The sequence below is a fragment of the Rhizobium sp. RU35A genome, assembly GCF_900156005.1.
GTDB lineage: Bacteria > Pseudomonadota > Alphaproteobacteria > Rhizobiales > Rhizobiaceae > Neorhizobium > Neorhizobium straminoryzae.
The window spans coordinates 601,332-614,523 of sequence record NZ_FTMR01000002.1; the positions used below are offsets into that span (position 1 = coordinate 601,332).

Below are 13,192 nucleotides of genomic sequence, written 5' to 3' on the forward strand. Positions count from 1 at the left end.
GGACTTTCCGCCCATCGTCGCGCTGGCTTTTTGCGCGCAATTAAAGTGTACTTTTATATCAGTGTGCGCTAGATTTTCCGTGTACGGAAATTTCGATGAAAATCATCTATGACGAAGGCAAGCGGCTGTCCAATCTTGATAAGCACGGTCTGGACTTTGCCGATCTGACAATCGAGTTTTTTGCCGCCTGCGTTGTCATTCCCGCCAAGTCGGGGCGCTTCATGGCGATCGGCGCGTTTTATGGTCGTATCATCATTGCGGTGGTGTTTCGCCCAGTCGGAGCCGAAGCCTTGTCAGTGATCTCGATGCGGCCCGCAAGTATTAGGGAACGGAGAGTGCTATGACGGCCAAGTTTTTAGCCGGGCGTCCGCTGACGCAGGACGAGGAAGCCGAGATCCAGCGGATGATCGCCTCCGATCCGGATGCGCCGGAGGCAAGCGAGGCGGAGATGGCTGAGGCACGTTCTTTCGCCGAGGTTTTTCCGGACTTGGCCGCGAGCATTGATCGGGAAATTGCCCGCCGCGGACGCGGCCGCCCGCCGGTGGAAGCGCCGAAGGTGGCCGTGACCATCCGTATCGAGCCGGAGGTGTTGCAGCGTTTTCAGGCCCAGGGCAGGGATTGGCGCAGCCGGATGACCGAGGCGCTGCGCAAGGCGGCAGGATTGTGAGCCGAGGTGAGACAAGAGGGGGTCTGATTACGTCTGCCGAACGCAATGCCTGCATCACAAGTTCTGATGGGTTCCTTGACAAATCCTGCATTGCGCCGGCCCCGCTTTGCTGCGACGAAGGGAGCATGTCTCGGATTTTGCCCACGTCCTCGCCCTTGCGCATCGGCTTTGCCGGGGCTGTGGCCATGGCGGCGGCCATGGGCTTTGGTCGCTTCTTCTTCACGCCGGTGCTGCCCGGCATGATGAGCGGCGTGCCGCTGTCGGCCTCCGAAGCGGGGCTGATCGCGGCCGGCAATTTTGCCGGTTATCTCGCCGGTGCGTTGCTCGCCAGCCAGTCCTGGGCGGCGGGACAGGAGCGGGGCCTGGCGCTCGGCGGTCTTCTGGCCACGGCGCTTTTGCTTCTGGCCATGGCGCTGACCGAAAGCCTGCCGCTCTTCATCCTCATCCGGAGCCTTGCGGGTCTCGCCAGTGCCTTTGCGATGATCTTCACCACCTCCATCGTGCTGCCGCACGCGCTTGGCCGCGATGGGGTGCAGGCCATCCATTTCGGCGGTGTCGGCGCGGGCATTGCCCTGTCTTCGGTCGTCGCCTTCCTTGTGCAGCGCGCAGCCGGGGATGCGGCCCATGGCTGGCGGATGGACTGGATCGTTGCCGCGGCGATCGTCCTCGTCGGGCTCATGTATGTGGCGCAGCAGTTGCCGCGCCCGCCGGCTGGTCGAAAGGCGGAGGCCGAGCCGCCGATGCGCTGGACACGTCCGCTTGTGCTGCTGACGCTCTCCTATGGTCTGTTCGGCTTCGGTTATGTGGTGACCGCCACATTCCTCGTGGCCATCGTGCGGATGGCGGCCGCCGGGCCGGCGGTGGAGGCGGGGGCCTGGCTTGTCACCGGGCTTGCGGCCTGTGTGTCGCTGTTCCTCTGGCGGCCGTTTTCCGCCCGCATCGGGCTTGGATGGAGCACGCTGCTCTGCCTTCTGCTTGAGGCCTGCGGTGTCCTGGCCTCCGTGCTGATGCCGCCCGTCATCGGCGCTCTTCTGGGTGGCCTTCTTCTCGGCCTCACCTTCATGACGGTCACGGCGTATGGACTTCAGCTTGCCCGTGCTCTGGCCCCGGCAAGCCAGCGGCGGGCGCTTGCCATGATGACGGCGGCCTTCGGCACGGGGCAGATTGTCGGACCGCTGGTGGCGGGCTGGGCCACACAGGCAAGTGGAAACTTCACCCTCGCCTCCGTCATGGCCGCCGTCGTCCTTGTGGTGGCAGCGATCTGCCTGCGCCCGGTGCTTGGCCGCACAGCACCGACATGATCTCCGCAGAGGGCCGGTAGCCTGAACTTGCAATGAGGCAAGGCGGGGATGTGCCCGCGCCTTGCCTGGGATCGGGTCTCAGAGCCTGATCAGAATTCTGACCAGTTCTCTGTCGCCTGTGCCCGGGCGGCATTGCCGGAAAAGGCTGCGGCGAGCTTGCGGCCCAGCGCGCGGGCCGGTGACCGCACCGGCTGGGTTGCCACGGCCGGTGCCGCGACGGGCCGGCCCGGCTCGTTTCGCACAGCGGCCTCCGCAAGCCTGAACTGCGACAGCAACTGGTTCAGGGCTGCCACCTCGCGGGCAAGGCCATGGCTGGCCGCCGTGGTCTCTTCCACCATCGCGGCGTTCTTCTGGGTGTCCTGATCCATCTGGTTGACGGCCGTGTTGATCTGCTGCAGGCCGGAAGACTGTTCCTGCGCCGCCTCCACGATGGCGCTGACATGCTGGTTGATCTCGCGCACCTCCGCCACGATGCTTTCCAGCGCCCGGCCGGTGTCACCGACCAACTGCACGCCTTCGCGTACCTGGCCGTTGGAGGCGGAAATCAGGTTCTTGATTTCCTTGGCGGCTGTGGCGGAGCGCTGTGCGAGTTCACGCACCTCCTGCGCCACGACCGCAAAACCCTTGCCAGCTTCGCCGGCGCGTGCCGCTTCGACGCCGGCATTCAGTGCCAGCAGGTTGGTCTGGAAGGCGATTTCGTCGATGACGCCGATGATGTTGCCGATCTCGCCCGAGGAACTCTCGATCTTGCCCATGGCCGCAATGGCCTGACGCACGATCTCGCCGGACTGTTCGGCGCTGGCGCGGGTGCGGGCCACCAGTTGGCCGGCCTCCTGCGCACGACGGGTGGAATCCTTCACCGTCGTGGTGATTTCCTCCAGCGCCGCCGCTGTTTCCTCCACGGCTGCCGCCTGCTGTTCGGTGCGCTTGGCAAGGTCATTGGCCGCCGACTTGATCTCGTTGGCGCCGGCATCGATGCCCTGCGCGTTCCGGGATACGGCGAGCAATGCCGCCTGCAGCTTTTCGGCCGACTGGTTGAAGTCGTGGCGAACCTGGTCGAGGCTTTCGGTAAAGGGGGTAGCGATGCGATGCGAGACGTCTCCATCGGCCAACCGCGAAAGCGCATCGGCGAGGTTGTCGACTGCATGGCGCACATCGCCAGTGGCGCGGGCCGCCTCTGCCTCCCGCTGCAGGCGTTCCTGCTCGGACAGGCTGCGATTGGCCTCTGCCTCCTCCTCCAAACGGGTGCGTGCAATCGCATTGTCGCGGAACACCGCCACCGCCTGGGCCATGGCTCCAATTTCGTCACGTCGGTCGATGCCATCGACCTCCTGTCGCGTCTCGCCGGCAGCAAGCGCGGTCATGCGCGCCGAGAGCGTCTTGATTGGGCGTATCACGCCGTGCGACGCAACCAGCAGCGACAAGGCGAAGACGCCGGCAAACAGAAGGCCGCCGGTGATCAGCACATTGCGGATCGTCGCATGGGCATTCCGCTGCATGGCCTGGGATTCCTTCTTCAGGCCATCGATGCGCTGACTGTTCCAGTCGCGGATATCCGCGCGCCAGGCAATCACCTGGGGATCGACGGTCGCAAGAATGGCTTCTGCTTCCTGCGAATGCCCCTCCGCGTCCGCGCGGATGGCGCGGCGGAATTCCGCCAGCAGCCCGCGTGCACGCTCGGCGAAGCGGTCGAGATCGGCCGCATATTCCGGCGTCAGCGATTTGGCCATCTCGAAGCGGCGGGCCATCAGCGCCTCTTCGTCCTGAAAGGACTTCAGCGGCTGGAGCCGCTGCTCGATGGCGGGATCGAACATCGCCACCTGGTAGGCCGCAGTCTGGGCCGCCACCATTGCGGTGGAGATGCGCGCCACTTCCACGGCGGCGAAGGTATCGGTGGAGACAAAATCGTCATAGGTCGCGACCGTGTCCCGGAAGCCGCCGCCCATGACTCCGATGCCGACCAGTCCGAGCAGGCCGATCACGGCAACGAGCGACACGATCTTGGTGCGAATTGTCACGTGCTTTAACAGAAACAAGGAAATACCTCATGTCCCATGACCCGGCCTTGAAGTTTGCAAGGCAGGAGCGGGCACTGAAATTGTTCGGGCAACATTGCGCAACAGGGGCCTGATCATCAGGCGACGTGGACCATAGGCAGTCCCGGGCAATTATCATACCTGACAAGGAGTCGGTTAATTTCCCGTTACATCGGCGCCGGTATTTCTGTTCTTCTATGCCGATCACGCCGCCGCGCCGTCCGGGACAGTTTTGTCCGGCAGATCTATTGGACAATATTACAATTGCTTAAGGCAAACCGGATGGGCATTGCCGCCCCCTGCCAACTAGCTTACCTTCGCCGCCCACACGCGCCGCTTTCGGCGCCGCATCGCAGCAAGGGAAACCGCCTTCCGTGTTCCATTCATTCTTTCCACGGCCCAAACTGTTTTTCACCTCCGCCGCGCTCTGGTCGCTGGTCTGCATCGTGGTCTGGTACACCGTTGGGCCGCAGATCGGCACCGCCATCGGCTTGCCGCCGCTGCCGGCCGGGGAAAAGCCGCCGATCGGGCTTGCCTTCTTCTTCACCACCGACAATCTCTGGTTCTACATCTACTTCACGGTCTTCGTGCTGATCTTCGGCGGCACGTGGAAGCTGATCGAGCGCCATCATCGCTGGTCGAACTGGTCGATCTGGGGTTCCGCCTTCATCGTGTTCATCGCCTATTTCGCGGTGCAGATTTCGGTGGCCGTCAACAACTGGCGCGGGCCGTTCTGGGATCTCATCCAGAAGGCGATGTCGAAGGAGCCGGGCGTCACGACGAGCCTGCTTTACGAATACCAGCTGCGCTTCCTTGAAATCGGCGTGCTCAGCATCGTTCTCAACGTTGTCACGGCCTTCTTCACGAACCACTATGTGTTCCGCTGGCGCCAGGCGATGAACGACTACTACCTGTCCAAGTGGGACAGGCTGCGCCACATCGAAGGTGCCTCGCAGCGTATCCAGGAAGATACGATGCGCTTCGCCAACATTCTCGAAGGGCTGGGTGTCACGCTGATCAACTCCGTGATGACGCTCGTCGTCTTCCTGCCGCTGCTGTTTCGCATGTCCGACAATATCGGCGACCTGCCGATCATCGGGGCCGTGCCGCATGCGTTGTTCTGGCTGGCCATCGGCTGGTCGCTGTTCGGCACCGCGCTTCTGGCCTTTGCCGGCATCAAGCTGCCCGGCCTGCAGTTCCGCAACCAGCGCGTCGAAGCGGCCTTCCGCAAGGAACTCGTCTATGGCGAGGACAATCCGGACCGCGCCGATCCCGTGACGGTCGGCGAGCTGTTCGGCAATGTGCGCCGCAACTACTTCCGCATGTACTGGCACTATCTCTATTTCAACGTGGCCCGCTACACCTATGGCCAGCTGGACGCGATCTTCCTCACCACCATCCTGATCCCCACCTTCGTGGCCGGCAAGCTCACCATGGGCCTGTGGCAGCAGGTGGCGACCGCCTTCGGTCAGGTGAGCGACAGTTTCCAGTATCTTGTCAGCTACTGGTCGACGATCATCGAGCTTCTGTCGATCCACAAGCGCCTGAAGGCCTTCGAGGCGGCCATCGACGGCCAGCCGCTGCCGGAGATCGACCAGCGCTATCTGGAGCGCGAGGCCGAGGGCGGCGAACTGGCAGCCGACAAGCCCTACTGAAAAGGGGATTGATCCCAAACAGACAAAGGCCCCAGCGGACGCCTTCCGCTGCGGCCTTTGTCCTGTAATGCCGTGTGAGACGATCAGAGGCCGGAACCGGCCTCCGGCTTCGAAGGCGGCCGATCCTTCAGCGCCGCAATCGCCTCGCCATAGGTCACGCAGCCGACATCCGGCAGGCCGCAGACATCGGTTACCAGCCGCTCCATGGCCCGCCAGTAGGCGCCGCCATTCATCTCCACGAAGTGAAAGCCGACCTGCAGCGGAATGCGCTCGCCCGCATACTGCCGGTCGAAGGCGGCGCGGAAGGCGGCATAGGCACGCTCCTCGAATTCCGGCGCGCGGCTGGGGTTCTCGATGCCGGCGGAATGACGGATGAAGAGGTTGTAGTCCATCGCGATGATCTTGCGATTGTCAGGCCCTTCCGGGATCAGCGGCAGGCCGAAATTCAGCACGCCGTCGCGGCTCTCCGGCAGCACCGGCCCCTTGCCGATGCCGCTGCCGTCATAGGTGAACCCTTCGGCATGCTCTGCCGCATTGAGCGGTTCCGACGTCGAGAGATAGGGCGCGCGAAACCCCTTGATGTCGGAAACGAAGTTCCGCCAGCCCGACGGCTCGCTGCCCTCTGCGCCAAGGTCGGCCCAGGCATTCGTCAGCACCCGGCGAAAGCTCTGCATCTCCGTGCGCCAGTCGCTCTCCGTCCAGTCGCGGCCGTCGAAATGGCCGCAGGTGTGGCTGGCGATTTCGTGGCCTTCCTGATGCGCCTGCCAGATGTGGTCGAGCCGGGTCAGCGCCTCCTCGCGTGTCTGGGCAAAGCCGATATTGGAACGGCCGGCTTTCTGGTTCGGGGCCTGATAGGTTTTCGCCCGCGCCCGCTCGATCACCAGCGTACAGGACAGAAAATAGGTGAAGCGGGCATGGGCATTCTGCGCAATCTGGCGGCTCCTCGCCCAGAGCGCATTGCTGCCTGCGCCATCGAAGGAGATCAGCAGCAGTTGCTTCGGCTTCTCCTCGGACTCTGCGGATGCACTGCAGCAAAGAAGAGCGGCAACGAGGGCAGGAATGCAACGCAAGACGGATCCTGTCGATCTGAGTGTGTGTCGGGGCCTTGTCGCGACGGAATGCGGCAAAGCCGGGGCATGCGATGCGAAGGGCCTCGGCCCGGCCTCTCGCTGTGGCTCGAGGCGTTCGTTGCTCAAATCGATCCACTGGATCGATTTGACGGCCAAGCCGTCGCAACTCACCCCCTTACATCCCGGTCAAAATAGGTTAGAAGGCAGGCTTTCGAGGCAAGGGGCCGCCTTCTGGCCGGAGTTTGGCATGGTACATGATAACGACAGCTTTATCCGCGAGGTGAATGAGGAACTGCGTTCCGAGCAGATCAGCGGCGTCTGGCGCAGGTTTCGCTATTTCATCATCGGCGGGGCCGCGCTGATCGTTGTCGGCACGGCGGCCTATCGCGGTTATGAATACTGGCACTCGCACAATGCCTCGATCTATGGCGACCAGTTCCTGGCGGCCCTGAACCTTGCAAAGGACAAGCCGGACGAGGCGCTCGCCGCCCTCAAGACTCTTGAAGCCGATGGCAGCGGTGCCTATCCGGTGCTGGCGCGTATGCGGGCCGCGACGCTTCTCGCCCAGAAGGGCGATGTCGCTGCTGCGGTTGCAGCCTTCAATGACGTCTCCAAGGACAAGGCGGTTCCGGACGTCATGCGCGATGTCGCCAAGCTGCGCGCCGCCTTCCTTCTGATCGATACCGGCACCTATGACCAGGTTTCGGCAGAGGTCGAGGTGATGGCGGTTCCGGGCAATGCGCTGCGCAATTCCGCCCGCGAGGCGCTGGGTCTTGCCGCCTACAAGGCTAGTGACATGGCCAAGGCCAAGCAATGGTTCCAGGATATTGCCGGCGATGCCACCGCACCGCGCAATGTCGCCAACCGCGCGCAGATCATGCTCGATACCATTGCCGCATCCGGCAAGGCACCGTAATTTAGAGCATCAGACCAAAGACCGGAGACTGGTCTTCGGTCCGATGCGTGACCAAAAACCGGAGCATCGTGCCGTTTTCGCATGATGCTCCGGAACGAGAAGGCCAGAAAGGCACCAGACCCATGAGCTTCACTGTCGCCATTGTCGGGCGTCCCAATGTCGGCAAGTCCACGCTGTTCAACCGTCTGGTGGGCAAGAAGCTCGCGCTGGTGGACGATACGCCGGGCGTGACGCGTGATCGTCGGCCGGGCGATGCCAAGCTGGTCGACCTGCGCTTCCGCATCATCGATACCGCCGGCCTGGAAGAGGCCGATCCCGAAACGCTGGAAGGCCGCATGCGCGCCCAGACGGAGATGGCGATCGACGAGGCGGATCTGTCGCTCTTCGTCGTGGATGCCAAGATGGGGCTCACTCCCGTCGACCAGACGCTGGCGGAAATGCTGCGTCGACGCGGCAAGCCGGTGGTGCTGGTCGCCAACAAGTCGGAAGCGCGCGGTTCCGATGGCGGTTTCTACGATGCCTACACGCTGGGGCTCGGCGAACCGGTGCCGATCTCTGCCGAACACGGCCAGGGCATGATCGACCTGCGCGACGCGATCGTCGAGGCGATCGGCCCCGAACGCGCCTTCGGTGACGACGAGGATGACGTTGCCGTCACCGATGTCGATGTCAGCGCGGCCGAGATCGAGGGCGGCGAGGACGAGGAGATCGAGCCCCTCTATGACGAGACGAAGCCGCTGCGCGTCGCAATCGTCGGCCGCCCGAATGCAGGCAAGTCCACGCTCATCAACCGCTTTCTCGGCGAGGACCGCCTGCTGACCGGCCCGGAAGCCGGCATCACCCGCGATTCCATCTCGGTGGAGTGGGAATGGCGCGGCCGCATGATCAAGATGTTCGATACCGCCGGCATGCGCCGCAAGGCGCGCGTGCAGGAAAAGCTGGAAAAGCTGTCGGTGGCCGATACGCTGCGCGCCATCCGCTTTGCCGAAACCGTGGTCATCGTCTTCGATGCCACCATTCCCTTCGAGAAGCAGGACCTGCAGATCGTCGATCTGGTGCTGCGCGAGGGCCGCGCCGCGGTGCTTGCCTTCAACAAGTGGGATCTGGTGGAAGAGCCGCAGGCGGTTCTGGCGGATCTGCGCGAAAAGACCGAACGGCTGCTGCCGCAGGCGCGCGGCATTCGCGCCGTCCCGATCTCCGGCCAGACGGGCTACAGCCTCGACAAGCTGATGCAGAACATCGTCGACACCGACAAGGTGTGGAACAAGCGCATCTCCACGGCCAAGCTGAACCGCTGGCTGGAAGCACAGCAGGTGCAGCATCCGCCACCGGCCGTCTCCGGCCGCCGTATCCGCCTGAAATACATGACGCAGGTCAAGGCGCGCCCGCCGGCCTTCATGATTTCCTGCACGCGCTCCGATGCGCTGCCGGAAAGCTATGTCCGCTATCTGATCAACGGCTTGCGCGCCGATTTCCAGATGCCGGGCGTTCCGATCCGCATCCATTTCAAGGCGGCGGAAAACCCCTACGAGAACAGACGCAAGAAGCGCTGATCCCTGTGGTCCCGACGACCGGTCCGCTGGGCCGGTCTCAGGAGGTCAGCGCGCGAAAGCTTCCCTTGCGCCCGGGCAGCGCCTTGCGCCCCTGCGCGATCAGCACATTGTTGAGGAACTGTTTCGAGGCCGCTTCCCAGGTGAAGTTGCGGGCCAGCCGGCGGGCATTGTCGCGCGGGCAGGAAAGCGCATCGAGACAGGCCTGGCGCAGGTCCTCGTTCAGCGCGCCAGCGCCAGCGCCATCCTCGAGAATGTCCACAGGACCCGTGACGGGGAAGGCGGCGACGGGCACACCGCTTGCCAAGGCTTCCAGAATGGTGTTGCCGAAGGTGTCGGTCTTCGACGGGAAGACGAACACGTCGGCCTGGGCATAGGCGCGCGCCAGATCCTCGCCGGTCTTCATGCCGGTAAACAGCACGTGCGGATAGCGGCGCTGCAACTCGGCCCGTTCCGGCCCGTCGCCCACCACCACTTTCGAACCCGGCAGATCGAGATCGAGAAAGGCCGGCAGGTTCTTTTCCACTGCAATGCGGCTTACCGTCATGAAGATCGGGCGGGGCAGGCCGAAGGGATTGTCTTCCAGCGGGCGCGGGTGAAACAGCGTCTGGTCGATGCCGCGGCTCCAGCGCAGCAGGTTCTTCAGGCCGAGCTTCGACAGTTCGCGTTCCAGGCTGGCGGTTGCCACCATGCAGCCATTGCCGGCATTGTGAAACCAGCGCACGAAGGCACGCAGCCAGCGGATCGGCACGGGAAAGCGCGCGGCGACATATTCCGGAAAGCGGGTGTGATAGCTGGTGGAGAAAGGCAGCTTGTTCTTCAGGCACCAGCGGCGGGCGAGAAGACCGAGCGGGCCTTCGGTTGCGATATGCACCGAGGTCGGGCCGAATTTCTCTATGGCGCGGGCAACCGCGCTGTAGCTTGCCACCGACAGGCGAATTTCCGGATAGGTGGGGCAGGGGACGCTGGAAAAATCCTGCGGCGTGATCATCGAGACCTCGATGCCCATCCGCGTCAGTTCGCGATTGGTGTTCTCGATCGACCGCACGACACCGTTGACCTGCGGATACCAGGCATCGGTGACGATGGTGATTCTGGTCATGCTGGCCTCGCCCCCTCTGCCATCGCGCAACCGACTCGCGCAGTCGCAGGTGACTTCCCGGCCCTTATCGAAGACTTCTGTGACAGGGGGATGTCAGGACGATGCCCGCATGGCGGGGCAGGGCGTCTAGCCCCGGTCTGTGCGTCACTCCGGCAACAGGGCGGGCTCGATCAGCGCACCGTGATGGCCGATCACGACGGAGGCGACGGCAGCGCCATGCGCGGCCGCCTCTGCCAGCGTTGCCCCCTGCATCAGGCGGGCAAGGAAGCCGCCGTTGAAGCTGTCGCCGGCGCTCGTTGTATCCACCAGCCGTTCCGGCGGCACGGCCGGCACGAAGATGGTCTGCCCGCCTTCGGCGACGGTCGCGCCCTGCGCACCGTTCTTGACGACAACCTTTTCCGCGCCGAGCGCCTGATAGCGCTCGATGGTGGCAGCGACATTGACATCGCCGAAATGCTGCGCCTCGTCGTCGAAACTCGGCAGCACGATGGAGGCGGCGCGGGCGCCGTCGCTAATCGTGTCCAGCATGCGCACTTTGTCGGCCCAGAGCCGAGGACGGATGTTCGGATCGAAGGCCACCGTCTTGCCGCTTGCACGGGCGCGACGCAGTTCGGCGAGCAGCGTGTCGCAGGCAATCGGCGATAGGATCGCGAGCGTAATGCCCGAAAAATAGAGAAGATCGGCGCTTTCGACTGCTGCACGCAGATGGTCGCCATCGTCGGCCAGCAGGCGGGCGGCGGCGCTGTCGCGCCAGTAGCTGAAGGTGCGCTCGCCGTCCTTCAGGGTGATGAGGTAGAGGCCCGGCGTGCGGCCGGCGATGCGGCGGATGAAGCCGGTGCCGATGCCCGCCTTCTCCATGAAGGCCTGCATCTCGTCGGAGAGCGGATCGTCGCCGAGGCCGGTCAGGTAGTCCACCTGCCAGTCATCGGGCAGGGCGGCGCGCAGATACCAGGCGGTGTTGAAGGTGTCGCCGGCAAATCCCTTGCGCAGCAGGCCCTGACCCGCCTGCGACAGTTCCACCATGCACTCGCCGATCGAAAGAATGCGCCTTGCCATGAACGACCGTCCCCTCCGTCTCTCTGCCTGCTGGGCATAAGGTGAAGTGCCGGGCAAGGCAAGGCGCCGGCGCAAAAGCCCGCTATTTTCCGTGATCGGCTCGCATTTCTGTCATGATCTTCCTTTGTCTTTTGGCGTCAGCTCACTAGGTTGGGCTGTGATTTGAATGACAGGGAGCAACGCAGAGATGGCAAGGGTAACGGCACAGAAGGGCGATCCGAACTGGTGGCGCGGCGCGGTGATCTATCAGGTCTATCCGCGCTCCTTCCAGGACACGACCGGCGACGGCATTGGCGATATCAGGGGCATCACCCAGCGCCTGCCGCACATCGCCTCGCTCGGTGTCGATGCCATCTGGCTGTCGCCCTTCTTCACCTCGCCGATGGCCGACATGGGCTATGACGTCTCCGATTACTGCAATGTCGATCCGATGTTCGGCACGCTTGCCGATTTCGATGCGATGATGGCCGAATGCGAGCGGCTCGGCCTCAAGGTGATCATCGACCAGGTGATCTCGCACACCTCCGACCGGCATCCATGGTTCGTGGAAAGCCGCGCCAGCCGCACGAATCCGCGCGCCGACTGGTATGTCTGGGCCGATCCCAAACCGGATGGCACGGCGCCCAACAACTGGCTATCGATCTTCGGCGGGCCGGGCTGGGAATGGGATGGCGTGCGCAAGCAGTATTACATGCACAATTTCCTCGCCTCGCAGCCGGATCTCAACTTTCACAATCCGGATGTGCAGGATGCGGTGCTGGCCACCGTAAAGTTCTGGCTGGATCGCGGCGTGCACGGCTTCCGTCTGGACACCGTGAATTACTATTTCCACGACAAGCAACTGCGCAACAATCCGCCGATGGTCTACGATCCGGATTCGACGGGGCTGGAAACCGACACCAATCCCTATTCGATGCAGAACCATCTCTATGACAAGAGCCAGCCGGAGAACATCGAGTTCCTGAAACGGCTGCGGTCGCTGCTCGACGACTATGACTGCCGCACGACAGTGGGAGAGGTGGGCGATGCGGACCGTTCGCTGACGACGCTCGCGATCTACACCAGCGGCAATGACAAGCTGCACATGTGCTACACCTTCGATCTGCTCAGCCCGCGCTTCACTGCCGAGCACATTCGAAGCGTCGTCTCCAAGTGCCAGGAGATCGTCACCAATGGCTGGGTCTGTTGGGCCTTTTCCAACCACGACGTGGTGCGCCATGTCAGCCGCTTCATGGAGACGCCGGACGAGCGCGAGGCGATCGCCCGGCTGGCGATCAGCGTGCTGAGCAGCCTGCGTGGCTCGATCTGCCTCTATCAGGGCGAAGAACTGGGTCTGCCGGAGGCGGAGCTTTCCTTCGAGGATCTGCGCGACCCCTACGGCATCCGTTTCTGGCCGGCCTTCAAGGGGCGGGACGGATGCCGCACGCCGATGGTGTGGGAGGCAGGCAAGCCGCTCGGCGGCTTCAGCGAAGGCCCCAAGGCCTGGCTTCCGGTGCCGCCGGAGCATATGGCGCTTTCGGTCGATGCACAGGAGGCCGACGAGGGCTCGGTGCTCAACCACTATCGCCGCACGCTCGGCTTCCGCAAGGCGCATGCGGCGCTTCTGAATGGCGATCTGACCTTCCTCGACACGCAGGCCGACGTGCTGGCCTTCATCCGCGAAAAGGGCGGCGAACGGCTGCTCTTCGTCTTCAACCTGACCCGCGAGGCCAAGGATTTCCCGCTGACGGGCGCCTTTGCCGATGCACAGCCGATGCCGATGCCAGGTTATGCCCCGGCGGTCGAGGGCAAGGTGGTGAAGCTTTCGCCGCTCGATGCCTTCTGCGCTCGCCTCTGAGG

The 13,192-nt window shown here is 63.6% G+C and carries 11 protein-coding genes; 7 read left to right on the forward strand and 4 right to left on the reverse strand.

From position 1 onward, the window contains the following. Positions 1–95 precede the first annotated feature (95 nt). From F3H95_RS07450 to F3H95_RS07460, 3 genes are all read left to right on the forward strand, one after another. Positions 96–344: a BrnT family toxin gene (locus tag F3H95_RS07450; RefSeq protein WP_149745433.1), complete on the forward strand. Its 249-nt coding sequence runs from the start codon at positions 96–98 to the stop codon at positions 342–344. Beyond that, positions 341–667 carry a BrnA antitoxin family protein gene (locus F3H95_RS07455; protein WP_149745434.1) on the forward strand — a complete coding sequence of 109 codons (327 nt, stop codon included), beginning with the start codon at positions 341–343 and terminating at the stop codon, positions 665–667. Before F3H95_RS07450 ends, F3H95_RS07455 begins: the two co-directional genes overlap by 4 nt. A 125-nt stretch (positions 668–792) precedes the next feature. After that, positions 793–1,968 carry a YbfB/YjiJ family MFS transporter gene (locus tag F3H95_RS07460; protein WP_149745435.1) on the forward strand — a complete coding sequence of 392 codons (1,176 nt, stop codon included), beginning with the start codon at positions 793–795 and terminating at the stop codon, positions 1,966–1,968. A gap of 89 nt (positions 1,969–2,057) precedes the next feature. On the opposite strand, the gene F3H95_RS07465 is transcribed toward F3H95_RS07460, so the two are convergent. Next, positions 2,058–4,004: a HAMP domain-containing methyl-accepting chemotaxis protein gene (locus F3H95_RS07465; RefSeq protein ID WP_149745436.1), complete on the reverse strand. Its 1,947-nt coding sequence runs from the start codon at positions 4,002–4,004 to the stop codon at positions 2,058–2,060. A gap of 374 nt (positions 4,005–4,378) precedes the next feature. Here F3H95_RS07465 and sbmA point away from each other — a divergent pair, with 374 nt between their 5' ends. Continuing rightward, a complete protein-coding gene (gene sbmA, locus F3H95_RS07470; RefSeq protein WP_143124458.1) occupies positions 4,379–5,659 on the forward strand; it encodes a peptide antibiotic transporter SbmA in 1,281 nt (426 codons plus the stop codon). 83 nt (positions 5,660–5,742) lie between these two features. Here the strand turns inward: sbmA and F3H95_RS07475 are convergent, their stop codons facing one another. After that, positions 5,743–6,729, reverse strand: a complete 987-nt coding sequence (locus F3H95_RS07475; RefSeq protein ID WP_149745437.1) for a polysaccharide deacetylase family protein — start codon at positions 6,727–6,729, stop codon at positions 5,743–5,745. Between the two features lie 247 nt (positions 6,730–6,976). Between F3H95_RS07475 and F3H95_RS07480 the strand changes: the two genes are divergently transcribed. Then, the gene (locus F3H95_RS07480) at positions 6,977–7,645 is read left to right on the forward strand and encodes a tetratricopeptide repeat protein (protein ID WP_149745438.1); all 669 of its coding nucleotides are present in this window, start codon (positions 6,977–6,979) and stop codon (positions 7,643–7,645) included. A gap of 122 nt (positions 7,646–7,767) precedes the next feature. Next, entirely contained in the window at positions 7,768–9,198 is a 1,431-nt protein-coding gene (gene der / locus F3H95_RS07485) for a ribosome biogenesis GTPase Der (RefSeq protein ID WP_143124461.1), read from the forward strand. Positions 9,199–9,235: 37 nt separating this feature from the next. Here the strand turns inward: der and F3H95_RS07490 are convergent, their stop codons facing one another. Next, positions 9,236–10,297, reverse strand: a complete 1,062-nt coding sequence (locus tag F3H95_RS07490; protein ID WP_143124462.1) for a glycosyltransferase family 1 protein — start codon at positions 10,295–10,297, stop codon at positions 9,236–9,238. Between the two features lie 144 nt (positions 10,298–10,441). Beyond that, positions 10,442–11,353, reverse strand: a complete 912-nt coding sequence (locus tag F3H95_RS07495) for a sugar kinase (protein WP_149745439.1) — start codon at positions 11,351–11,353, stop codon at positions 10,442–10,444. 187 nt (positions 11,354–11,540) lie between these two features. Here F3H95_RS07495 and F3H95_RS07500 point away from each other — a divergent pair, with 187 nt between their 5' ends. Then, positions 11,541–13,190, forward strand: a complete 1,650-nt coding sequence (locus F3H95_RS07500) for an alpha-glucosidase family protein (RefSeq protein WP_149745440.1) — start codon at positions 11,541–11,543, stop codon at positions 13,188–13,190. The last annotated feature ends 2 nt before the right edge of the window (positions 13,191–13,192 follow it).